The 23,043-nt window shown below is 67.9% G+C and carries 18 protein-coding genes; 10 read left to right on the plus strand and 8 right to left on the minus strand.

The window, feature by feature from the left end:
- The first annotated feature begins 46 nt into the window (after positions 1-46).
- From OHB09_RS04155 to exaC, 5 genes are all read left to right on the plus strand, one after another.
- Entirely contained in the window at positions 47-1,255 is a 1,209-nt protein-coding gene (locus OHB09_RS04155) for an ROK family transcriptional regulator (RefSeq protein ID WP_191852645.1), read from the plus strand.
- A 232-nt stretch (positions 1,256-1,487) separates the two neighbouring features.
- Complete coding sequence (locus tag OHB09_RS04160) at positions 1,488-2,087, plus strand: N-acetylmuramoyl-L-alanine amidase (RefSeq protein ID WP_191852646.1); 600 nt, start codon at positions 1,488-1,490, stop codon at positions 2,085-2,087.
- Positions 2,088-2,241: 154 nt separating this feature from the next.
- Complete coding sequence (locus OHB09_RS04165) at positions 2,242-3,516, plus strand: GAF domain-containing protein (RefSeq protein ID WP_328729906.1); 1,275 nt, start codon at positions 2,242-2,244, stop codon at positions 3,514-3,516.
- 79 nt (positions 3,517-3,595) lie between these two features.
- A complete protein-coding gene (locus tag OHB09_RS04170; protein ID WP_319119391.1) occupies positions 3,596-4,090 on the plus strand; it encodes a hypothetical protein in 495 nt (164 codons plus the stop codon).
- A 181-nt stretch (positions 4,091-4,271) separates the two neighbouring features.
- Positions 4,272-5,795, plus strand: a complete 1,524-nt coding sequence (gene exaC / locus OHB09_RS04175) for an acetaldehyde dehydrogenase ExaC (RefSeq protein WP_319119392.1) — start codon at positions 4,272-4,274, stop codon at positions 5,793-5,795.
- A gap of 162 nt (positions 5,796-5,957) precedes the next feature.
- Here exaC and OHB09_RS04180 read toward each other — a convergent pair whose 3' ends face one another.
- From OHB09_RS04180 to OHB09_RS04190, 3 genes are all read right to left on the minus strand, one after another.
- Complete coding sequence (locus OHB09_RS04180) at positions 5,958-6,197, minus strand: integrase (protein ID WP_328729903.1); 240 nt, start codon at positions 6,195-6,197, stop codon at positions 5,958-5,960.
- Positions 6,194-7,375: an ISAs1 family transposase gene (locus OHB09_RS04185; RefSeq protein ID WP_450272426.1), complete on the minus strand. Its 1,182-nt coding sequence runs from the start codon at positions 7,373-7,375 to the stop codon at positions 6,194-6,196. Before OHB09_RS04185 ends, OHB09_RS04180 begins: the two co-directional genes overlap by 4 nt.
- A gap of 427 nt (positions 7,376-7,802) precedes the next feature.
- The gene (locus OHB09_RS04190) at positions 7,803-8,318 is read right to left on the minus strand and encodes a hypothetical protein (protein ID WP_319119394.1); all 516 of its coding nucleotides are present in this window, start codon (positions 8,316-8,318) and stop codon (positions 7,803-7,805) included.
- A 1,390-nt stretch (positions 8,319-9,708) separates the two neighbouring features.
- On the opposite strand from OHB09_RS04190, the gene OHB09_RS04195 reads away from it, so the two are divergent.
- From OHB09_RS04195 to OHB09_RS04215, 5 genes are all read left to right on the plus strand, one after another.
- Complete coding sequence (locus OHB09_RS04195; RefSeq protein WP_319119395.1) at positions 9,709-10,896, plus strand: hypothetical protein; 1,188 nt, start codon at positions 9,709-9,711, stop codon at positions 10,894-10,896.
- A gap of 236 nt (positions 10,897-11,132) precedes the next feature.
- Positions 11,133-11,846: a hypothetical protein gene (locus OHB09_RS04200; RefSeq protein ID WP_328729897.1), complete on the plus strand. Its 714-nt coding sequence runs from the start codon at positions 11,133-11,135 to the stop codon at positions 11,844-11,846.
- A 285-nt stretch (positions 11,847-12,131) separates the two neighbouring features.
- Positions 12,132-12,974: a vWA domain-containing protein gene (locus OHB09_RS04205; RefSeq protein ID WP_055704885.1), complete on the plus strand. Its 843-nt coding sequence runs from the start codon at positions 12,132-12,134 to the stop codon at positions 12,972-12,974.
- A 25-nt stretch (positions 12,975-12,999) separates the two neighbouring features.
- A complete protein-coding gene (locus OHB09_RS04210) occupies positions 13,000-13,854 on the plus strand; it encodes a hypothetical protein (RefSeq protein ID WP_319119612.1) in 855 nt (284 codons plus the stop codon).
- Positions 13,855-14,186: 332 nt separating this feature from the next.
- Positions 14,187-16,100, plus strand: a complete 1,914-nt coding sequence (locus tag OHB09_RS04215; protein WP_319119611.1) for a hypothetical protein — start codon at positions 14,187-14,189, stop codon at positions 16,098-16,100.
- Positions 16,101-16,533: 433 nt separating this feature from the next.
- On the opposite strand, the gene OHB09_RS04220 is transcribed toward OHB09_RS04215, so the two are convergent.
- From OHB09_RS04220 to OHB09_RS04240, 5 genes are all read right to left on the minus strand, one after another.
- A complete protein-coding gene (locus OHB09_RS04220; protein ID WP_319119610.1) occupies positions 16,534-18,417 on the minus strand; it encodes a UvrD-helicase domain-containing protein in 1,884 nt (627 codons plus the stop codon).
- On the minus strand, positions 18,417-20,687 hold the full coding sequence (locus tag OHB09_RS04225; RefSeq protein ID WP_319126354.1) for an ATP-dependent nuclease: 2,271 nt from the start codon (positions 20,685-20,687) through the stop codon (positions 18,417-18,419). The genes OHB09_RS04220 and OHB09_RS04225 overlap by 1 nt, the downstream gene beginning before the upstream one ends.
- Before the next feature lie 598 nt (positions 20,688-21,285).
- A complete protein-coding gene (locus tag OHB09_RS04230) occupies positions 21,286-21,987 on the minus strand; it encodes a restriction endonuclease (protein WP_406255579.1) in 702 nt (233 codons plus the stop codon).
- Positions 21,988-22,030: 43 nt separating this feature from the next.
- Positions 22,031-22,705: a restriction endonuclease gene (locus OHB09_RS04235; protein WP_319117288.1), complete on the minus strand. Its 675-nt coding sequence runs from the start codon at positions 22,703-22,705 to the stop codon at positions 22,031-22,033.
- Positions 22,705-22,917 carry a hypothetical protein gene (locus tag OHB09_RS04240; RefSeq protein ID WP_319117289.1) on the minus strand — a complete coding sequence of 71 codons (213 nt, stop codon included), beginning with the start codon at positions 22,915-22,917 and terminating at the stop codon, positions 22,705-22,707. Before OHB09_RS04240 ends, OHB09_RS04235 begins: the two co-directional genes overlap by 1 nt.
- Positions 22,918-23,043 lie beyond the last annotated feature (126 nt).

The following is a 23,043-nucleotide window of genomic DNA, read 5'->3' on the forward strand; positions in this document are numbered from 1 at the left end:
GTGGGCCGGGCGTGACCTGCGAGCCGACGAAAATGACGGGGGAGGCATGACCGCACCGCTGCACGAGGCCCATCCGACCAGTCCCGGCCGCCGGCTGCCGGACACGCAGGCGGGCATGCGCCGGCGCAACCTGGCGCGCGTGATGCACGCCGTCGGCGCGGACGGGCCGCTGTCGCGCGCTGCCATCGCCTCGCGCATCGGTCTGACCCGTGCCGCCGTGTCCACACTGGTCGACGAGCTCATCCGGACCGGGCTCCTCGAGGAGCTGGGCCCGGAACGGCCCGGCAGGGTGGGCCGCCCCGGTTCCGCCCTGACGGTCAGCGGGCGCGGGCCGGCCGGCATCGGAGCGGAGATCGGCGTCGACCACCTCGCCGTGTGCGCGGTCGACCTGCGTGGCGAGGTGCGGGCCCGGGCCGTACGGCACGGCACCAATCGCGGTCGCCCCGCCGAGCCGGTGCTCGAGGAACTGACCGCGCTGGTGGGGCAGGTCGTCGCCGAGGCCGAACGGGAGGGGCTGTGGGCGGCCGGTCTGGCGGTCGCCGTACCGGGCCTGGTCGCTCCCGACGCCCGGACGGTCGTCCGCGCCCCCAACCTCGGCTGGCGGGAGCTCGACCTCGCCCCGCTGCTTCCCACCGGGCTGCCGCTGACCGTCGACAACGAGGCCAACTTCGGCTCTCTCGCGGAGCTCTGGCTCGGCGACGACGCACCCCGCAACTTCCTGCACGTCTCCGCCGAGATCGGTATCGGTGGCGCCCTCGTCGTGGACGGACGCCTGCTGCGGGGGACGCGGGGGTTCGCCGGGGAACTGGGGCACGTCCCGGTGCGCCCCGAGGGCCCCGCCTGTGTCTGCGGCGGACGCGGTTGCCTGGAGCAGTACGCGGGTGAGGAGGCGGTACTGCGTGCGGCGGGGCTGGAGCCGCGGGAGGACCGGGTCGGGCTGCTCGGCGAGCGTGCCGCCGCGGGCGACGCCGAGGTGCGGCGGGCACTGCGCGGGGCGGGCACGGCGCTCGGCATCGCGCTGACCGGCGCGGTCAATCTCCTCGACCCCGAGGCGGTCGTGCTCGGCGGGGCGCTGTCCGGCCTCGCGCCCTGGCTGCTGCCCTCGCTGGAGCAGGAGCTGGAACGTCGTACGGCCGGGTCGGCGTGCCCGGTGACCGTGTCCCGGCTCGGTCCGCAGGGCCCCCTCCTCGGCGCGGCGCACTCGGTGGCGCGGGCGGTCCTCGACGATCCGGCTGCCGTCGCGGAACGCGGATAGCCCAGGGCCCGGAGGCAAGTTCCCTGGCCGAAGGCGCACTCCCTCACTCGTGTGAGTGAGGGAGATATCCACAATTCGTGGGTTGTCCACGGATTCTCGTGCCGTTCCGCTGTCCTCCCCACAACCGCCGTACCGTGATTCCCGCGAGGCGCACAGGCTCGACGGGGCCCACCAGCTGAGCCTCACGCCCCGCGCACCGCACCCTTCACCCCTCACGGAAAGGGACCCGATCATGGAACGAGGCGTCTCCCCCGTCGGCCGGCGGCTGTTACTGAAAAGCGCCGCACTCGCCGCCGTCGCCTACCCACTGCTCCCCGCCACGCCGGCGGGCGCGCGAGTCCGCGCCGTCGACTATCCGGGCGCCGAATGGGTGGCCGCGAGCAGCTCCAACTACACCGCGTCCAGCCGCCCGACGAGCTACCCGGTCGACTATGTGGTCGTCCATGTCACCCAGGAGACCTACGCCGACACCCTGAAGATCTTTCAGGACCCGAAGAAGCAGGTGTCCGCGCACTACCTCGTGCGCTCGGCCGACGGGCACGTGGCGCAGTGCGTACGGGAGCACGACATCGCCTGGCACGCGGGGAACTGGGACTACAACACCCGCAGCATCGGCATCGAGCACGAGGGGTGGGTGGACCAGCCCGCATACTTCACCGATGCGCTGTACGAGCGGTCGGCCAGGCTCACGGCCGCACTGTGCGACACCTACGGCATTCCCAAGGACCGCTCGCACATCCTCGGGCACACCGAGGTGCCGGGCGCGGACCACACCGACCCCGGAGCCCACTGGGACTGGACGCGCTACATAAGGCTCGTCAACAACGCCTGACCCGCCGCCGTCCGCCCGGCGGTGCCGGTTCACGCCCGTACGCACGGATACCCGCCGGAACGGTTGTCGGCTTCCGGTCCCGGAGTGACGATGTGCCCAGCCCCACGCCGCACATCGCGCCGCAGCGCACCGCACCGCCTTCCGGGAGGCCGACGTGACCGATCCCTGGGTGGCCCTCGAACCGGGCGCCGACCCCGCCGAGCGGGTCCGGGCACTGCGGCGGGCCCATGAGACGTTCACCCGGGCCGGCACGGTGCCGCGACCCGTGCGGGCGGTGGTCGCCGACTCATGGCGCCGATCGGCACGGGCCGGGGTCGGGCCGGACGGCACGGCGGACGTGGAGCTGTCCGGGACGGATCTCGGCGCCTACCGGGCGGAGCATCCGCTGGCGGCGGTGATGCCCCTGTTCCGGGAGCTGCTGGGATCGTTCGCGGCGGACGGCGAACACCTCCTGGCGGTGTGCGACGCGCAGGGAAGACTGCTGTGGGTCGAGGGACATCCGGCGACCCGGCGGCGCGCGGACGGGATGAACTTCGTCCCGGGCGCCCGCTGGGCGGAGAGCGCCGTCGGCACGAATGCCCCGGGGACGGCGGTTGCCCTCGACCGGCCCGTGCAGGTCTTCGCCGCCGAGCACTTCAGCCGCCGGGTGCAGCCGTGGACGTGCGCGGCGGCGCCGGTGCACGATCCACGGACGGGGCGGGTGCTCGGCGCGGTCGACATCACCGGCGGCAACGGGCTGGCGCACCCGCACAGCCTGGGCTTCGTACAGGCCGTGGCCCGGGCGGCGGAATCACAACTGTCGCTGCTCCGGCCGCCGGGACAACCGGCCGCGGACACGCTCGAGTTGTCGGTGCTGGGCCGGGACGAGGCGCGGCTGCGGGTGAGGGGGCAGACGCTGCGGCTCAGTCGGCGGCACAGTGAGATCGTCGTCCTCCTGGCCCGCCATCCGGAAGGGCTCACCGGGGACGAGTTGCTGTGCGCACTGTACGAGGACGAGTCGGTGACGCCGGTGACGCTGCGCGCCGAACTGGCCAGGCTGCGCCGGGTCCTGGGGCCGGGACTGCTGGCTTCGCGACCGTACCGGCTGACGGCGGTGGTCGAGTCCGACGTCACCGTCGTGGAACGCCGGCTGGAGACGGGAGCGGTAGCCGACGCGGCCCTCGCCTACGTCGGACCGCTGCTGCCCGCCTCGCAGGCACCGGCGGTCGTCCGGCTGCGGCGGCTGCTCGCCGACGGGCTGCGCACGGCGTTGCTGGCCCGACACGATCCGGACCTGCTCGCCGGCTGGGCCCACGCCACGTGGGGCGAGGACGACCTGGAGGTCTGGCGCGCACTGGCGACGCTGCGCCCCACGCCGACGGTCCACGCCCACCTCCGTCAACTGGAGACGGAACTGCGGGCGCCGGGGGAATGGGGAGGGGTGGGGTGAGGGGGGCGGGGGGTGCTTCCACGTGGTTCGTCACGGACATCGGGCTGCGTTTGGGTGGCGGGGCAGGCAGCATGACGGGATGCCGGATCCGTTGTGGGACGACGTCAGGAACTTCTTCGACCCTGACTTGATGGGCGCTCTGCCGGATGTGTCCGTTACGGGCACCTCGGTGGAGGACTGGCAAGCGGTGTTCGATCTGGTCCGGTCGAGCGGTTGGGCGTGGGAGTACACGGAGGGCGGCGTCACCGGGCCGCTGCCCTCCGCGGTGGAGTTGCTGACGCGACCCGCCGATGCAGAGACGGTCGATCTGCGGGTCTGGCCGGCCCCGGGCGTGCTGGCGATCTTCTGTCCGACGGTCGCGGAGGAGATCGACTTCGATGTCAACCTGCGCGAGTTGCAGGGCCAGGAAGGAGTGGATGTCCTGTGTCGGTTCCTGGCCGTGGTGGGCCGCCGGCTGGGCAAACCGGTGGTCATGACGCCCGAAGGCGACTACGGAAACCCGGTGCTCGGGTTCGATCCCACTGTGGACCGCGTTGTGTTGATGATGGACCCGCAAGTCATTCGACTCATCTGACCGCAGCGGCCGGCCGTGACTCGTAAAAGTTTCCGTCACGGGCCATTGCGAACACCACGCGAAGGGCATTACGGGGGACGGCCCCACCCCCGCCGCAACCTCCCTGCAACCTCTTCCTCCCTAGCCTCCCTTCGGGAGCCGCCCGGTGGTGGGTGGTGCTTCGTTCGGGAGGTTGAGCGGTATGACCCGTTATTCGGCGCCGGGGACCGAGGGCGCGATCGTCTCCTACGAGGGGCGTTACGACCACTTCATCGGCGGTGAATACGTGCCGCCGGCCAGGGGGCGGTACTTCGAGAACCCGAGCCCGGTGAACGGGCAGCCGTTCACGGAGATCGCACGGGGCACCGCCGAGGACGTCGAGCGGGCGCTGGACGCGGCCCACGCCGCGGCTCCCGCCTGGGGCCGCACGTCCGTGACCGAACGGTCCGGCATCCTGCTGCGCATCGCCGACCGGATGGAGGCGAACCTGGAGCGGCTGGCGGTCGCGGAGAGCTGGGAGAACGGCAAGCCGGTGCGGGAGACGCTGGCCGCGGACATTCCGCTGGCCATCGACCACTTCCGCTACTTCGCGGGGGCGATCCGGGCGCAGGAGGGTTCGCTCGGGGAGGTCGACGACGACACGGTGGCGTACCACTTCCACGAGCCGCTGGGCGTCGTCGCCCAGATCATCCCGTGGAACTTCCCGATCCTGATGGCGACCTGGAAGCTCGCCCCGGCGCTGGCCGCCGGCAACGCGGTGGTGCTGAAGCCCGCGGAGCAGACCCCGGCGTCGATCCACTACTGGCTGAGCCTGGTCTCCGACCTGCTGCCGCCGGGTGTGCTGAACATCGTGAACGGTTTCGGGGTCGAGGCGGGCAAGCCGCTGGCGTCCAGTCCCCGGGTGGCGAAGGTGGCGTTCACGGGCGAGACGACGACCGGCCGACTGATCATGCAGTACGCCTCGGAGAACATCACTCCGGTGACGCTCGAGCTGGGCGGCAAGTCGCCGAACGTCTTCTTCGACGACGTCTCTTCCGCGCGCGACGACTTCCTCGACAAGGCGCTCGAGGGCTTCACGATGTTCGCGCTCAACCAGGGCGAGGTGTGCACGTGCCCGTCACGCGCGCTGGTGCAGCGCGGGCACTACGCCGAGTTCATGGAGGCGGCGGTGGCGCGTACCGAGCGGATCACCACGGGGCATCCGCTGGACACCGACACCATGATCGGCGCGCAGGCGTCGAACGACCAGTTGGAGAAGATCCTCTCCTATCTGGACATCGGCCGTCAGGAGGGGGCCCGGGTCCTGACCGGCGGTGAACGCATCGAACACGACGGTGAGTTGAAGGGCGGGTACTACGTCCAGCCGACGATCTTCGAGGGCGACAACCGGATGCGGGTCTTCCAGGAGGAGATCTTCGGACCGGTGGTGTCGGTGACGTCGTTCGACGGCATCGACGAGGCCATCAAGATCGCCAACGACACGCTGTACGGGCTGGGCGCGGGGGTGTGGACCCGGGACATCAACACGGCGTACCGGGCGGGGCGCGCCATCCAGGCGGGGCGCGTGTGGACCAACTGCTATCACGCGTATCCGGCGCACGCGGCGTTCGGCGGCTACAAAGGCTCCGGCATCGGCCGCGAGACGCACAAGATGATGCTGGAGCACTACCAGCAGACGAAGAATCTTCTGGTGTCGTACTCGCCGAAGAGGCTGGGCTTCTTCTAGACACATGCGAAAAGGCGCCTGACCTGGGTTTTCACCCGTCAGGCGCCCTTCGTGCAACCCGTTCTCGACCGGGCCCGGCTTGCGTGCTAACTCCCAGTTCCTCCCACGACTGCACCCCTCCTGACCAGTGCTTCCGGACCAGTCACGGACCAAACCCCCGGTTCAGCCCTCGGGTACGTCACCCTGACTGACGCGCTGCCACTCGTTCATGGACTGCTCGATGAGACGGTTCGCCTGCTCTCGAAGGCCGTCAAGGAACTTGGCGTAGTGGCGAAAGAGAACCTCGATGCTCTGGCCGGCGCGGCGGGCGCACTCGGCCGGGTCCACTCCGGAGTAGAGCCAGAACGAGATCCCGGCGTGACCAGGGTCTTTGAGAAGTGATCTTGTGTCCGGGTTCGTCATGCCAGCCCGAGGGCGGTGAGGGGCCGTAGGTGGTCACGGGCGGTGTGGCGGAGGGCGGCTGCGATGTTGGTGTGTCCGTCCTGGCGGTGGATACCGATGGCGAGGTTGCGCAGGCCGGCCATGACGCGGGGCAGGCGGCGGGTGCGGGTCTTGGAGGCGTCCTCGTGGAAGGTGCGGTCGCGGACGTGGTGGAGCTGGTTCTCGATGCGCCAGTGGCCACGGATCCAGGTGGCGAGTTCGCTGCCCGTGGCCGCGCCGGGTGGCAGGCTCGTGACCAGGTAGATCCGTTCGATCGTCAGCTTGCCCGTGCCCAGATCGCGTCTCCAGCGCACGACTTGGAGGGCTTGGCGGGCATGGGGGTAGTCGAGGTGGGCGAACGTGGCGGTCTTCAGACGGCGGATCTCGTCGCGGTGGTGGGCCCGTCCGCGTTCGTAGTGGTCCAGGCGGACGTCGCGCCAGGGCAGGCACCGGACGCTCTCGTGGAGAGCGGGGTGGTTCCTTTTCACCACGGCGAGGTAGTGGGCTCCGCGTTTGTGCAGGTAGGTGGCGTGGTCGTGCTGAGTGTGCAGGGCGTCGGCGGTGATGACGGCGCCGGTCAGATCGATGCTGTCCAGGAGTGGAGCGAAGGCCGGGATCTCGTTGCTCTTCCCGTCGATCTGTCGTTGGGCGAGGACCTGGCCGCTGTGCGTCATCGCTGCGATCAGGGCGACGGCCGGCCGTTTCACGGTGCGGGAACCGCGGAGAGTCTTGCCGTCGACGGCGACGATCTTCCGTCCCGAGGCTGGTGCCTTGCGTTCCTGGAGGAAGTGTCCGATGGCGCGGTCCAGTGCGTCACCGTCCGCGGCGGCCAGGACGAGGCGGATGGTCGTGGCATGGGGCGGGCGGATCAGGCCGGTCAGCGGATCGGGCCGGAATCCGAGCAGGGCCAGGACGTGCTGCGGGGCGTCGGTGACCCACTCGCCGATCGCTGTGATCGAGGCGGCGCCGGCCAGAACGGCGGCGGCCGCAGCGGTGAGCAGGGCCGTCCATGGGTGACGGATACCTCGACGGGCCCGTGGGTCAGGCACCGTGGCCAAATAATTCCGCAGGTCAGCGACCGTTCTCAGCGGGGCAGGCCCGGAGGCGTCCCCCAGTTGCTGGAGACATGACGGCATGCGGGAAGATGGGTGCGCAGGCATGGACTCGCTCGGTGGTCATACAGACTCGACACCCACATGATCACCAGCATCCATGCCTGTTCTGCGTCCAGGGTCGCTGCCGACAGAACCTGACAAGACGTCACATCCGGTGCCCGACAGGCGAACCGCCCACCTCAAGACTTCTCAAGGGCCCTGGTTTGACACCGGCGGCCTGTGGCTCCGTAGCATGCCCGTTTAATCAAAGCGCTCGTACGCTGCAAGCCGGGTAGCGGGCAAGCGGATCCCGACGCGGGCCCATTGGGTAGGGCCTTCCGGACTGATCCCGAGAAGCAGGCCCGAACACCGCTCCGACCTGCCTGATCATAGGCTTCTGCAACACCCTTTAGTCGGGCTCTGAGATGGATGAGCGGACTCGATCGCGGGCAACTGGTCGAGCAGTGGATGGCCGTAGCTCCTGGTCGTTGGACTACCAGACGTCGTGTGGCTCTCCCTCAGCGGTGAGGCCGTACATCTTCAACTGCTCGGCCTTGGTCGGCTGGTCCGGGAACAGGTGCTCACCGAGTTCGCCGTGGATGACGATGGTGTAGTCGCCGCTGTCGACAGCGGCGAACAGGGCCTCGCGGGCTTCGTACTCCCTCCCCATGCGACTCAGGAGCTGTCCCCACAAGCGGCGTGCGTCTTGGTGATGAGCCGCTGCAGCTTCCATGAGCGCGAACACCTCGTCGGGAATGCTCTCCAGCGGGGGCAGTCCCTCCTCAGTTGTTTCGAGTCGCTCGTACATCCACAAGGCCAGTTCGTACTGTGCCCAGGGTTGCCGGTCTCTCATGGCCAGAATGTGGGCGATGTCTTCAGCGGTGTGGCGTGCACTGGCAATCTTGTGTAGATGCCGGACGACGATCCGCACGGCCCCGTGCCGGCGCTGACGGCGTGCTCTGCTGAGCAGTGCGAGTGCCTCGCGTCGGCGCTCGGGCCACAGTTCCATGAACAGCTCATCGGACCTCATGACCGCCCTGAACGAGTCCCCACCCGAGCGAAGTCTCCTCGCGGCGAAAACGGGCCTGCCAACGTCCACAAGCTGCCGAAGGCCACGAACAGGACAGCCCGGAAGGGCCAAGCAAGAAGGCCGCCGCGAGGAAGCCCGCCCCAAGCTCGCGACGCGAACAGGGCTGTTGTCAGTGCCGCATGCGATCCTCACCCCGGAAGTGGGCACTTCAGAAGGAGGCCGGGTGGCGACGGGACGTCCGCGGAAGGATCCACGCGATCCGGTGCTGATTATGCGGGATGCCGGGCTCGAACCACTGGAGCCCTATCCAGGAAGTGATAAGCCCTGGCGCTGCCGCCATCAAGCGTGCGGGAGAGAAGTGTCACCGCGACTGGGCAACATTGCCGCGGGCCGGCAGGGCGGCTGCCGGTACTGCGCAGGCACGGCATCGATTCCACCGGAGGCGGCGGTGGCGTTGATGCGCTCGGCCGGCCTGGAACCGCTGGAGCCGTATCCCGGGGCGACACCCCCTTGGCGCTGCCGTCACGTGCCGTGCGGTCGGGAGGTCAAGCCGCGCTACTCGTACATCAAACGCGGAGGGGGACCGTGCCGATGGTGCGCGCCGAACGCGCCGGTCGATCCGGACCAGGCCGCCGCGCTCATGAGGTCGGCGGGTCTGGAACCGTTGGAGCCCTATCCCGGGACCGACATCCCCTGGCGGTGCCGCTGCACAACCTGCGGCACGATCGGGACACCCACTCATGGGTCGGTCAAGGGCGGACAAGGGGGCTGCGGCCCGTGCGGGCGCAAGAACGCCGGGCAGGGCATCAGCCGGGCATGGTCGCGTCGCCGCGAACTGCCCCGCACGGACGGCGACCGGGCCACAATTGAGGCGAAGGACTTCGACCTCGAGCCGCTGGAGTCCTACCCGGGACCGAGCGGGCTGTGGCACTGCCGCCACCTCCCGTGCGGCCGAGACGTCGAGATCAGGTTGAGCAACCTCAGGCGCGGCCTTCGGGCATGCCCGTACTGCCCTCCCTCCCCGGGTGGCCGACGCCGCTGGCCCGCGGACGAAGCCGAGGCCCTCATGCGTGCCGCTGACCTGGAACCGCTCGAACCGTACACCGGGCGTCGTGACAAGGCGTGGCGGTGTCGCTGCAACGGCTGTGGGCGTGAGACGTCACCGAGTCTGGGCGGCATTCTGACGGGCCAGGGCGGCTGTCGGCACTGTGCCGACGTCAGGGCGGCAGCGGGTAGAAAGACCGACCCGGACATCGCGGTGGCTGCCATGCGCGCGGCTGGGCTGGAGCCGCTGGAGCCGTATGCGACCTCGGTGACTGCGTGGCGGTGCCGTTGCACAGCCTGCGGCAACGAGGTCTCCCCGACGCTCATGAAGATCCGTGCTGGTGGAGGATGCAAGTTCTGTGCCACCCACGGCATCGACCTGTCAGGACAGTCGAAGGTCTACGTGATCACCCACCAAGAGTGGAAAGCCGTCAAGATCGGAATCGGTGCCTGCACCGGCTACACCTCTCGCCTCATCCAACACGAACGCCAGGGTTGGCAACTGCATCAGGCCCGTGAATACACCACCGGCGCAGCCGCCTACGACGTCGAACAGGCCGTGCTGGGCCGCCTGCGTCAGGCCGGACTCGTTCCTTTCCTCACGAGCGACGTCATGCCGAACGGCTGGACCGAGACCTGCTCCGCAACCCGCATCACGGCGGCCGAGGTCTGGACCATGGTCGATGAGGAAACACGGAGCGCAGAAAAACCCTATGCGCCCCGAGTTGGCGGCCGACCACGTGCTGCAGTCCTCATCGACGCGGAGGCCGCAGCCGCTGAGATGCGGGCTTGCGGATACGAGCCACTCGTGCCATATCCCGGCCGCACCAACGCGACTTGGCCCTCGCGCTGCACGACCTGCGGGCACGAGGGGCGTCCTACGTTCAACGCCGTCCGTAACGCGGGCCAGCGCTGTCGAATCTGCCGGGCAAAGGAGACCCAGGCGAAACGCGCCGCCACGAACGCGCCGAAGGCCCAAGAAACCATGCGCGCGGCCGGACTCGAACCGCTGGAACCCTACCCGGGCAGCCAAACGCCGTGGCGGTGCCGCTGCACCACATGCGGTCGCGAAACCAGCCCCACCTACTCCAACGTCAACAGCGGTTCGAAGGGCTGCCGGTTCTGTGCCCTCAACTCGGCAACCGACGAGCGTGCGTCCGCCGAAGTGCGGGCGGCCGGGTTGGAGCCGCTGGAGCCGTACCCCGGCCGTACCACGGACCGTTGGCGCTGCCGCTGTTCCTGCGGAAACGAGGTCATGACGCGCCTGTCATCCGTCCGGTCGGGAACCACCGGCTGCAAGAAGTGCCCCCGATCCGGTGGCCGAACCGATCCCGCGACAGCCGCCGCGGAGGCACGCGCCGCCGGGTTCGAGCCGTTGGAGCCCTATCCGGGGAAGACCACCGACCGGTGGCGCTGCCGCTGCAGGTGCAGCACGGCCATCACCCTCACCCTGACCAGCATCAGAGGAGGCCGTACCGCGTGCGGAACGTGCTCCCGAGGCGCGACTCGATAACCGTGGGTCACGATGCACGCCGCCGCTGCACCCAGTAGTTGAGCAAGCCCGGGTTCCGTCGTACGAACCTTCTTTAGGAGACGCTGCCGCCCGACGGCATCCTCGGTATCGGCCCCCTTTGAAGATGCGTTCGGCGGATCATGAGCGCTTCGGCGTCCAGCGATGTGGCCGACGTCCTGTCGACGGTAGTCGACTGTCAGCTGACATGGGCAGGCCGCACAGTCTTCAATGGCGTCATGGCCACGCCGACGCCACCACCCCCGCCCCCGCCCCCGCCCGCCACCCTGGAGACGATCGCGGGTAGCGCCACGCTGGAGGAAGTCCTGGAGTGTCTACGCGCGCGGCGGCCGGTGTTCCACTCCGAGGCCGATCTCCAGCACAGTTTCGCCCTCGCTGTAGGCGAGGTCGCACCGGAGGTCAGGTGCCGTCTCGAGATCCCGGTGCGCGGAAGCAACGCCTCGGAGTACCTGGACCTACTGTGCCTGGGGCCGGCGAGCCGTACGGCAATCGAGTTCAAGTACGTGACCCGACAGTGGTCGGGTACAGCAGGGACGCCTCCCGAGGAGTACGCCTTGCGCGGACACAACGCCCCGGACGTCGCACGTAGGGACTTCCTGCGGGACGTAGCAAGGCTGGAACGCTTCTGCGACCGCGAGGACCAGAACGGGCTGGCCCTGCTCATCACAAACGAGGCGGCCCTGTGGCGCCCCCGGCAACGCAGAATGCCCACCAGGGACGAGGAGTTCCGCATCCACCACGGGCGCGAACTGAGCGGCACCTTGCTGTGGGCCGGCGGTTCCTTCCCGGACAACACCCGAGTGCTGCGCGGCGCCTACACGCTCGCCTGGCGTCAATACACCCAACTGGAGGGTTCAAGTGGCGAGTTCCGCTGCCTTGCGGTGTTCATCACTCCGAGCGCCGCGCAGCCCCAGTGGCCACACGAGGCGTAACCAGCAGACTGCCTCGCATGTCATTGATCATGGGAATCTGCCCTGATGGGAATCTGCCCTGGGTGAAGGCACTAGCCTCGATTCCGGAGACACCGAAAACGTCCTCCACGACGCCGAGCAGCACTTGGATCCAAACGTCGTCGAGCAGACCGTCGGGGGCTCATGCCGGCGGCCGGTGGAACGGCATGTGAGTGTCGATCACTTCCCCGACACCGAGACTGTGAAGGCAGTGTGAAAGCACTGGTCATTCGATATGGTGATCCCCTTCACAGCAAGGGGGGCGCAGTGCCGTACACCGCAGAGATCAGCCGAACCAATCCGGGTTGCTTCATCTTCCTCGTGGACCAGTCCGCCTCCATGAGCGATCCCATGGGCGCCGGTGAGGTCACGCAGCAGAGGGCCGAGGTCGTCTCCGACGCGATCAACCGGCTGCTGACCGAACTGTCCGTCAAGTGTGCCAAAGAGGAAGGCGTACGGGACTACTTCCACGTGGCCGTGATCGGGTACGGACACAATCACGTGGGCTCCGCATTCCAGGGGACGCTGGCCGGGCGCGACCTCGTTCCGCTGAGCGAGGTCGCCAACAACCCCGCGCGGGTGGAGAGCCGTACCAAGAAGGTGCCCGATGGCGCCGGCGGATTGGTCGAGACCTCGGTGCAGTTCCCGGTCTGGATGGACCCGGTGACCAACGGCGGCACGCCCATGACACGCGCCCTCGGCTACGCTGACAGCCTCGTGGCGAACTGGGTCGAGGCGCACCCGAGCGGCTTCCCGCCAATCGTGCTCAACCTAACCGACGGCGAGTCCACCGACGGCGACCCCACCAGCGCCGCCATCGCGCTGGCCTCGCACGCCACCGCCGATGGCGCGGTCCTCCTGTTCAACCTCCACGTGTCCGGCACCGGCGGCACACCGGTCACCTTCCCGGACAGCGATGAGGGGCTGCCAGACACGTACGCACGGCTGCTGTTCCAGATGTCCAGCGTGCTGCCCAGCCACATGCGCTCCTACGCAGCCTCACAGGGGCACCGTGTCAGCGAGACCACCCGGGGCTTCGTCTACAACGCGGACATCACCTCCATCGTGGAGTTCCTCGACATCGGCACCCGCGCCACCGAGCTGCGCTGACCACCGAGACGGAGCTGCGCTGACCATGGAGGACGTTTCGGCTCTGCCGGAATGCCAGCTACTGCGGGTACCCAAGGCGGGCAACACGCTCAAGGAGTGCGAAGACGCGGGACTGTCCTGGTTCGGCGACGCGCGGGCCGACGACGAGGGCCGTACCATCCTCCCGCTGTACGCGGCAGTGTCCGACGGCGCCTCGGAAAGCCTACTCGCGGGCGCCTGGGCGGAGCGCCTCGTCGCGGACGCCGTCGAGTCGATGTCCCTTGGCCGTGACTGGTGGGACGACGTGGACACGTTCGTCATCGACCTCATGGAGCGGTCCGCGCCTCGCTGGGAGGCGTACCTCGAGTGGTACCGGGCGGAGCGTGACGCCCGTGGCCGGCCCATCACCTGGTACGAGCAACCCGGTCTGGAGAAGGGTGCGTTCGCGACCGTGTTGGGGGCGGAGGTTCGAGCCACCGTGCCCGGTAACGGTAGGGCCGATTGGTCTTGGCACGCCTTCGCCCTGGGCGACAGCTGCCTGTTCCATGTGCGGGACGGTGTCGTCCGGCGGGCCTTCCCCCTCGAGGACGTCGAGGGCTTCGGCATCACCCCCCAGCTCCTCGGGAGCCGTAACCACGACACGGCCCTGGTGGCCCAGCGGCTGCAGCTCGCCCACGGCACCCTGGCGCCAGGTGACGAAGTGCTGCTGGCCAGCGACGCGCTGGCCGCCTGGCTGCTGTCCCCTCACCACGGGCACCGCGCCCCAGGCACCGTGCTGGCCACGCTTGCCGAGTTGGGCAATGAGCCCCTCACGGAGTGGGTGGAGGACCAGCGGGTGCGCGGGCTCATGCGCAACGACGACGTGACCCTTATCCGGATACGGGTGAGAACGGAGGCGTGATGGCTGTGTCCTCCGGCGGTCGCCCCACCACCGGAACCGGTGGGGTCCGGAAATTCCCTACGGGCGCAAACTACGCTGAGGCTCTGCAACACCCCGAACTCTGCTTCCGCGATCCTGATCTCCAGCACGGAACCGTCCAGCAGAGTCCTGTCCTTGGGCCCAAGGCGATCTCCGGCAACTTTGCCAGCGTCTTCTCCGTCACCGCGCCGGACGGGGAGCGCTACGCGCTCAAGTGCTTCACCCGGGACACCTCCGCCATCGGTGCCCGTTACACAGCGATCAGCACTGCTCTGCGCGCGCTCGACACGGGCAGCCTCTCTCAACCGTGGCCTGTGCGCTTCGAGTTCTTGGAGCAGGGCGTGCTGGCCCTCGGCGACTGGTTCCCGGTGGTCCGGATGGCGTGGGTGCAGGGCACCGACCTCATGTCGTGGATCGATCGTCACCGCCACGACTCGGCTGCCGTCCACTCCCTCGCCGACCGCTTCCTCGCGATGGTGGGCGACCTGGAGGACCATGGCATCGCCCACGGCGACCTGCAGCACGGCAACATCCTCGTGGCGGACGACAGCACCCTGAGGCTTGTCGACTACGACGGCATGTACGTCCCCGCTCTCAAGGGCGAGGCTGCGACGGAGAACGGCCACCGCAACTACCAGTCGCCGCAACGCGGCGCCGCCGACTTCGGGCCCGCCATGGACCGCTTCTCGGCCTGGCTCATCCACCTCTCCCTGCTCGCCGTCGCTACCGACTCAAGCCTGTGGACTCAGCTTCACGACAGCCAGGGCGAGTACCTGATCCTCTCCGAGCCCGACTTCAAGGACCCGGCAACGTCACTGGCCTGGCCCCTGCTCCTCGGCCACTCCGACCAACGGCTCCGCGCGGAGGCGGACCGCGTCAGGGGCTTCCTCGGGCGACCCTGCTCTGCGCTGCCCCGCCTGACCGCCGACGCGCTCACGCTGCCCGCCCCGCGCCGCAAGGGGAATGGCGGCGCCGCGGCTCCGACGACGACCGGTGGTACGACGAGCGTGGCCGCCCCGGCCACCGCACCTTCGGGGGCCATCCCAGCCTGGCTGGTGGACCGCGTGGCGCCGGCCGCCGCCAGAGCGGTGCCGACCGGCGCTCCGGCCCCCGCCACGGGCTTCACCGGGCGCCGCGCTCGCGACCTGGCGGCCGCCGCCACCGCCGTACTGAGCACCGCCGCCCCCGGCGTGCTCGCGGTCACTGTCGGACAGCCGGAGGGCTACCTGCCTGCCGCACAGGGGTCCGCCCTACTCGTCTCGGCCGCCCTGATCGGCGTGGGCCGGCGGCTCAGGCCGGAGTACCACACCGCCCGCCAACGGGTCCGGGGACTACGCCGCCGGGCCCGCGAACTCAAGGATCCGGCGGGCGCCCACCGGCGGCTGGAGCAGGAGATCCGGAAGCTGGACGCCGCCACGGCCAAGGACGGCGCGGCCACTGACAAGCGCATCCAGACCCTCCAGACCGACCTGCGCGACGGACTGGCCCGCATCACCATGGAGCTGAACCGCCGCACCGACCAGTCCCGCAAGCGCAAGGCGGAGCTGCCCGCCAGAGAGCAGAGCATGATCGCCGCCGCGCTGGAACCCGCGGTGCGCCAGCACGTCGAGGCGAAGCTGCGCGCCACCTCGATCCAGGAAGCGCGGTCACTGCCGAACATGGGCGCCAAAACGGTCGGGGCTCTGGTGCAGGCCGGTATCCGCACCGCGGCCGACTTCACGGGGGTGTCCTACTCCCAAAGCCAGGGTTCCGGGAGCCGTGTCGCCTACTTCGTCCGCCCAGGCGGCCACCACGTCCGCGTGTCCGGCGTGGGCGAAGCGCGGGCGAGCGCCCTCGACGCATGGCGGCGGTCCCTGGAGCAACGGGCCAGGACCTCCGCACCCGCCAAGCTGCCCGGGCCCGCCCTGACGAGGATCCGCGCGGAGATCGCCACGTTGCGGGCGCAGTACGACTGGGAGGTGAAGCAGGCGGAGGGCCAGGCCCAGCAGGACCGGGACGCCCTCCAGAAGCAGATCACCGACGAACGGCAGCGGCTCACGGCCGACCGACAGCAGCGCGCTATGGAGACCCAGCGCAAGCGGGCCGAGCTGTTGCAACGCCAGAAGCAGCTGAGCGGCGCCGAGGCGGAACGAGCGAGAGTGAAGGGCGAACTCAGCACCGCACGGACGGAGACCCGACGCAACCTCGGTGTCCGGAAATACGTCACATTCCTGTTGACGGGCCACTGAACCAGGCCCGAGGCGAGTATGCAGCGTGGGCAGGGCTGGGCGAGAGTTAGGTGCGCGCGGGCAAGGTAGATGGCGGCACCAGGTAATCAGGAGCCCCAGAAACCACGGGTGAGATCTTCACGAACGTGCAGGAAGCGGACCTGGTGCCTCGTTCGCCTCATTACGCAAGTCACGGTCGTAGATGGTTCTTCTCACGCCCGCCCTGGTCCATACGCTAAGGGCTGTCCCGCAATCCCCGGCGGGCGTGCGACGACAGCTACGGCAACTCGCCGCGTTGTCGGAACGTCCGCATACATCCAGTATGCGGACGCCCCTCCGCCTTGCGATGCACCGCATCTGACGCCGCACGCTGATCCAGCAGGCATTACGGGACAGCCCTTAGGCACGGCGGAGGTGCTGTGCGGCAATGCTCCGCCGCTCCAGGGCCGACAGCCTACCCGCGCACTGGCGAGACAGCGTTGTTCATTTCGCGCTCGCCGCATATCACAGAGTCTCCATCGAACCGCAGAGAGATGATCCGTGAGTCGCCCACCCATTTCCGGAGGGTGTCGAGCGCAGCGGGGTCGAGCTTCGTGGTGAAGAGAAGGGCCAAGTGCTCTTTTGCCCGCGAACACGCCACGTAGAAGAGGTTCCGCGCCCTGACGAAGGCTTCCCGCTCCTTCCCCTGCAATCCGTGACGCCGGGAGAAATTCGCCAACATCTCGGGGATCTGGAAGCGAGTGTGCCCCTTGCTGACGACGGCGAGCACCCTGTCGAACTCCTGGCCTTTGACTCCGTGCTGCGTCGCGAAGGGTGTGCCACCGCCCAGGTGGTCATGCAACGCCAGTAGCTGCGCGTACGGAACAGCACGCAGGGCTTCGTACTCTTCCGCTCGCGCCTTGGCCTTGTCGTCGCTTTCGGCCTGCGATTCGCTGTTGGCCAGTGGCACCGACTTACGGTGGCGTTCACGGACCTTTCCTAGTCCATCAAACAGCTGCTGGTTCAGGCAGAGGTCGAGGACGTCGCCAACAGTGCCATCCTCACGGGTCCTCTCGAGCTCTTTCAGGAGGGCCGCCCAGGCGTGCTTGTCGGCGGGGGAGGTCAGAAGCGAGCGTTGGCCGAACGCGTCGAACATCGCGCCGTAGCGCTTGTTCCGGTGATGAAGTAGTGCGGGTTCCAGGACGTCCAGGAAGAAGGCCATGACGTGGTCCTCCTTCTTCACATAGGACTCGTTGCGCCGGAAGGCTTGGTGAAGTCGCTGGTAGCCCAGTTCGCCGGCGATCGTCTCGTGCGTGAGCATGAGGATCTTCGTGCTGGGCGCTGCCGCCCGCCCTCCGTCCAAGCCATCGGATACCTCGGTGTTCCACAGGCGTCGGCGGGCGTCTTCCAGGGCCCAGCTGCGGGCCGCGTGCGCGGCATCCCAGCCTATCTGTCCCTTCCGGTGGTGGGTGAGCCTCGTACCGGCCCAGTCGTTGGTGTGGTAGATGGCGATGCTCCCCTCACCTGCTCCCGGGCTCGTGGTCTGCTCCAGTTCAGGGCGCATCGCGTTCAGGAGATCCACCACAGCGCGCTGCGACCGGCGGTTGCGCCTCCTGACGATCGGTTTCACGCGCGGGTCGTCGATGGTCCCGCACACCTTGTCGTAGATCTGCTGCCAGTGGTCACCGAAGAATCCACAGAGGGGACCACGGAGGCGAGTCTCCTCACCCGGCGTGCCCAACATGGCCTCCACCAGACCGGCAGGGGTGTCTTGATACTCGTCGACGAACACGATGGGGAACCGGTCTGCGGCCAGGGCCCGGAACTTGGGGAGGGCGAAGAACTTGCAAGCCAGGGCAGGGAGGTCGTCGTGCGCCAGTTGAACGTGGAGTGTGTCGTGGTCCACCTTCCGGTAGCCGGTGCTGTAATCGACCGTGTAGCCGTCCAGTGATGTTCGCCCTTCCAGCCTGGACTGCATGGCATCGAGCTCGACGACGTAGCGCAGCATGTACTTGGGGAAGGGAGCGAGCAGTTGCCACAGGAAGCCGTGGATGGTGTCGGCGAAGACGGACGGGCTGCCGTCGGTGCGACTGATGATCTCGTCGCGGGCCACATTGGTGTAGGTGACGCAGGCGACGCGCTGGTCCCGTCGCGGGAGGTACCGGTCTCGGTCGGCGAGGATGCTCTGAAGTGCCTCGATCAGCGAGCTCGTCTTGCCCGCACCGGCGCCGGCCTCCAACTTGAAGTGGCTGCCCTCCCGCAATGCGGTCAGGATCGTCTCCCGTACCGTCTGCGCTTCCGACTCGGCCACGGTGACGACGCGCTTGCCGTGCACCATCTCTTCGGGACGTGCCGTCATCACTCGCCATCCGTCTTCGTCGCCGTCCCGTCCTGTGCCATGAGCCATTCGAGACCGCGCCTGATGTACTTCGGCACCTCCCAGTCGTGTTCGCCAAGGACGTGCTCGAGGGCGAAGTCGACCTTGCTGCCCTTGCCGTCCACCTTGTCGCGGGCTCTCTTTTCCAGGCTCTCGTTCGTGGACGTGGCTCTACGCCGGGAGAAACCGAAGAGAGTCGGGTTGGCCAGTACGAAGGCGTCCTCGAAGGTACGGCCGCATGGATCTCCGGGCTGCTCGGGCACCTGATAGGCGAGGCAAAGGTTGGCGGCTACGGGTGCATCTGCCTCGGCGCGTCTGAGTAGTTCGGCCACTTTGGTCTCGCCCGTCTCGTCGAACCATGCCCGGATGGACTGGTTGGATGTGTGTCCTCCTTCGGACACGGTGCATTTGCGGGTCTTGGGACCGCTTGCGTCGATGGGATCGAGATCAGTGATGATCAGGGTTGGGATGCCCAGGATCCTCAGCAGGGGGTAGAACTTGTGGGCGTACGCGCCGCCTACCTCCATCAACGTCACATACTGATGCGAGCGAGCTGTGTCTGGCTTTCGCGCTGCGAGTTTTTCCTCTGCGGCTGGGACGAAGACACGCTCGCTGGCGCCCTCAACGAGAATCGCCTTGTCCGCGAAATAGAGGTCGGCCCGGGTGAGGGTCAGGTACTTCAGCAGGAATTTCTCGTCGCGCGAAACCTGGGAGAGGTCCTTGATGGCCGTACGAGCCGGCCTCGGCTCGTCTCCGGGCTCGGCAGCCTCTTCCTCTTTGCGGAAGTACCGGATGTTCGAGAAGCGCGCCCGATTGGCTACATGCGCCGAGTGGGTAGTCACCACGAACTGGGCGCTCCAGGGCGATCCATTCTCGCTGCCGGAACCGGTCGCCTCCGCCATGCCGACCGGTTGGGGACTGTTCGCGCGCATCTGGGCATCGAGCCGTGGGAAGAGAGAGGGAAATTGAAGGAGTTGCTGGATGAACACCTCCTGCATCTGCGGATGCAGGTGAGCCTCCGGCTCCTCCAGAAAGACGAGATGAATCCCCAGTTCATTGGACTGGGCAGTGTGTTCGCGGTAGTAGGCGAAGAGCTTGAGGAGCATCATCACCAGGTTGCGCGTTCCGAGGCCGCTGTACGACTCCGGAAACCGCACGCCAGCCGCTCCCGGATAGTGGATACGTGCGAAGTTCCTGAGAAGCCGCCGAGAATCCAGGCGGGCAGCAGTGACGAACTCCTGATTCCCCAGCCCCGGATATCCGAAGGCCGTCAATGCCGGCGCTACCTGGGTGCGGATCTCCTGCAGACTGATGTCGAGATCGCTGGAGGTGTTCGTGAGCATCACGTCGATACGCGTGGCGAGATCCTCCAGCCACTCAACACGCTTGCTGCCCTTCGCTGAGGTAAAGAGCTTCTCGAAGATTGCTCCGATGGGCTGGGCGGCCTCCCGGTCCTCGTCGTCCAGTCCCCGCTGTGCATCGAGGAAGTCCACCTTTAGGAGCTTCTTGACGTCCGCCACGTCGACTGTGCGGACGTTCGCGTCGTCAGTGGGGTCTACCGCCGTCACAGACAGCCCGAAGTGGGCCGGAATGCGTCTGGCGAGCCGCTCAAGAGGCGCAGCGTCCCCGCTGCCGACCAGGTCGCCGAGGAACACGTCCAGGGCGCCGTCCTTCAATGCATAGGTGAGCCTGATCACGACCTCGGAGCAGTCGGGATCGAGGTCCACTACGAAGGAGGCCAGAGGGCCGTACTGTCCACAGTTCGCGTCGTATGCGATATGGAGGGTCAGGGTGACCTTCGGGATCCGACCGCGTGCCTGTTCCTTCTCACCCGCAACGTAGAGGCGGTGCGCGTCAAGGAACTCCGCGTAGCATTCCGCAGAGAAGTCCTCGATGCGCAGCACGCTGTCTTTCTTCGTCAGGAAGAGCTTGAATAATTTGGCCAGCGAGGTCTTTCCCGTGTTGTTGCGGCCGACGCACAATGTCACGTCGTCAGTGAAGGACAGCTCGGTCTCACGCAGCAACCTGAAATTCTGGATTACGGCCTTGGTCAGGCGGGGTGGCGTCTGAGTCTTGTGGCTGGGCAACTCGCTTAAGCCAGCCCGTTGGCCCGGAATGACACCACTCGTACCGGTTTGAGACACCCCAACTCCCTGCCGCGCACTTATGCCTATGAGTGCTTGAACTCGAGCACTCGACGAACGGACGAGCCCCGTACCGCGCTCACGCCTCCTCATGCCCTGGGACTGCATCCTGCCACCGGGAACGCCTCCCGTTTCGCACTTCCCTCATACCTGTCAATCTCGATCACGCGAGATCATCAACAGACACAAAGCAGTCGACTGCTGAAATGTGGGTCTGCGACTGCGGCCTTGCGGGGCAGCCTCAGTACCTACCCCGCCGAGCAGCAAGGTCACGGATCGTCAGGAAGCGCTCTTCAGACGGTGAGCGGCTGGGGTAAGGGCTGTCCCGTAATGCCTGGTGGATCAGCGTGCGGCGTCAGATGCGGTGCATCGCAAGGCGGAGGGGCGTCCGCATACTGGATGTATGCGGACGTTCCGACAACGCGGCGAGGTGCCGTAGCTGTCGTCGCACGCCCGCCGGGGATTGCGGGACAGCCCTTAGGGAGCCCATTGGGGAGGACCGGCATGCCGTAGACCGCGGCGTCATCACAGGAGTGTCGCCTCACGATCTCTCGACCCAAGGCCGCCTCGCCGTGGGGAGCTCTTCGCCGGGAGGGACCCGGGCCGATCTCCATGACAACGCGCCGCACCGGACTGAGCCCGAAAAGGGGCCACCGGCCCCTAGGCGCGATCTCCCGGGACGGACTCAGCTCGGTGTGCGCTGGCGTCAGTGTGTCGTGCTTTGGATGCCGAGGACGTCGTAGAGGTGCTCGCCGTGGGCCCATCGTTTCAATTCCGGGCGGCCCATGAGGATGAGCTGGTGATGCTGGGCGAAGTCGATCGCCGGCTGCGTGAAGCCGTTGAGCGCGATCATGATCGGGAGGTCGGCTCCGTGGTGCGGGCGGGCTGTCCCGTTGAATTTCTGCACGTGGTCTGACCCGACTGGGCTCTGATATTGCTTGCACTGCACGATCAGGAGGCGGTCTTCGTCATCGCGGGCAGTGATGTCCACGCCGAGGTCACCGGCGCCTCCGACCCGCTTGGGACGCTGGAATCCGTCACGGGCCAGGAGATCAGTGCAAGCCTGCTCGAAACCCGTCGCGCTCATCGACGAAAGCTGCTTCATCTTGAAGGTCAGCGCGTCCGCTTCGAGCGCATCGTCAGAGGGAGCGGCGAACGTGTCGTCCGCGTTGGCGCCGAACAGGAATGACAGGATTCTGCCGAGCAGGAGCAGCATGGGCAGTCCGCCGACCACGAAGAGCCCGGTCCACCACGGGTGATCGGCTATCAGCCCCCACAAGTCTACGGTGATCCACTGTCCGACGTCTTCGGTGAGCCACTCCCAGAGCATCTTGCCGACAGCCAGCGCGATGACCGCATACAGCAGGAACTTCAGCAGCGGGTCGAGCGACCCGTCCTCGTCGAACACCACACCCCCAGACATCTTGCGCAGCGATCACGATCTTTGCCAGTCATGCCGCACGCCTGAATCGGCTCGGGCGGGAGCGCGCGGACAATCCGAGGAGCTCGTGCAGAGCGGCACCGTCCTCGGCCCAGCGCCGTAGCTTTTCCCGGTCGATCCAGTGGACGCCGTGCCGGTCGCCCCACGCCATGGCATCCCGGGTGAAGGCCCCGTTGGTGACGACGACAGCGTGATCGGCTTTGTGGACCGGCCCGGCCGTCCCCTTCACCGCGTACATCACAGCTGAGCCCACCTTCCCGCCGACGCGGGTGTGCTTGGCCTGCACCACGATCCGGCCGCGCTGCGGATGGTCACCGATAACGTCGGCGGCCTGGTCGCCGCCGCCACCCACTCTGCGGGCCGGCCAGCCGTCGCGGACCAGCAGATCCCGCAGGGCGTACTCGAAGTGACGGTCGCCCATGGTGTCGAACTCCGCGAGCGTGATCCGCAGAGTGGCCAGCCGCTCCTTCTCCCGACGCCGCATCGTGGTCGCCTGCCTGATCCGCCACGTCGCGACGGCTCCCGTGAGCAGGGCGAGAGCCAGCAGGGCAGGCCAGGCCGCCTTCAGTGTGCCGACCGCCGTGGCCGCCGTCCGCGCCACCAGGACGAGCACAGCCAGGGCGACTACAGCCGCTGCGACCAGTTCCGCGGCACCGCGAGGACGCCGCAGACGTATCCGTCCCATCAGCGGTCGGCCGTCGCGCTGGCCGCCGGCTTCGGATCCGTCGGCGGTGTGGTGGCGGTGGACTCACTGAACCCGAACACCTGTCCCCACAGCCACACGCCGGCCAGTAAGCCGGCAATCATCCAACCGTTCATGCGCTTGGCGCTCCTGGGCTTCGGATTGCGGCGGATGTGTCCGCGTACCCGGTGGAACCCGTCCGGCACCTTCGACATGTTTCCCCCTCCTGTCGGTGGGCCGCGGAGCGCGGCTCTTCCCAACAAAAGGGTGTAGCAGTGGGCACTGACAGCAGCTGATGGGTCATCACGGCGCTACGCCCCGGTCGAGTCGCCATCAGGCCA

This window comes from Streptomyces griseoaurantiacus (assembly GCF_036189845.1).
Classification (GTDB): Bacteria; Actinomycetota; Actinomycetes; order Streptomycetales; family Streptomycetaceae; genus Streptomyces; species Streptomyces griseoaurantiacus.

What these genes read in the sequence shown, in the direction of transcription:
- OHB09_RS04185 (WP_450272426.1), bottom strand. Translation starts at nt 7,375, where the DNA reads ATGCCTGCGCACCCATCTTCCCGCATGCCGTCATGTCTCCAGCAACTG.
- OHB09_RS04225 (WP_319126354.1), bottom strand. Translation starts at nt 20,687, where the DNA reads ATGCAGTCCCAGGGCATGAGGAGGCGTGAGCGCGGTACGGGGCTCGTC.
- OHB09_RS04155 (WP_191852645.1), top strand. Translation starts at nt 47, where the DNA reads ATGACCGCACCGCTGCACGAGGCCCATCCGACCAGTCCCGGCCGCCGG.
- OHB09_RS04160 (WP_191852646.1), top strand. Translation starts at nt 1,488, where the DNA reads ATGGAACGAGGCGTCTCCCCCGTCGGCCGGCGGCTGTTACTGAAAAGC.
- OHB09_RS04195 (WP_319119395.1), top strand. Translation starts at nt 9,709, where the DNA reads ATGAAGATCCGTGCTGGTGGAGGATGCAAGTTCTGTGCCACCCACGGC.
- OHB09_RS04240 (WP_319117289.1), bottom strand. Translation starts at nt 22,917, where the DNA reads ATGTCGAAGGTGCCGGACGGGTTCCACCGGGTACGCGGACACATCCGC.
- OHB09_RS04235 (WP_319117288.1), bottom strand. Translation starts at nt 22,705, where the DNA reads ATGGGACGGATACGTCTGCGGCGTCCTCGCGGTGCCGCGGAACTGGTC.
- OHB09_RS04170 (WP_319119391.1), top strand. Translation starts at nt 3,596, where the DNA reads ATGCCGGATCCGTTGTGGGACGACGTCAGGAACTTCTTCGACCCTGAC.
- OHB09_RS04220 (WP_319119610.1), bottom strand. Translation starts at nt 18,417, where the DNA reads ATGACGGCACGTCCCGAAGAGATGGTGCACGGCAAGCGCGTCGTCACC.
- OHB09_RS04190 (WP_319119394.1), bottom strand. Translation starts at nt 8,318, where the DNA reads ATGGAACTGTGGCCCGAGCGCCGACGCGAGGCACTCGCACTGCTCAGC.
- OHB09_RS04180 (WP_328729903.1), bottom strand. Translation starts at nt 6,197, where the DNA reads ATGACGAACCCGGACACAAGATCACTTCTCAAAGACCCTGGTCACGCC.
- OHB09_RS04200 (WP_328729897.1), top strand. Translation starts at nt 11,133, where the DNA reads ATGGCCACGCCGACGCCACCACCCCCGCCCCCGCCCCCGCCCGCCACC.
- OHB09_RS04210 (WP_319119612.1), top strand. Translation starts at nt 13,000, where the DNA reads ATGGAGGACGTTTCGGCTCTGCCGGAATGCCAGCTACTGCGGGTACCC.
- exaC (WP_319119392.1), top strand. Translation starts at nt 4,272, where the DNA reads ATGACCCGTTATTCGGCGCCGGGGACCGAGGGCGCGATCGTCTCCTAC.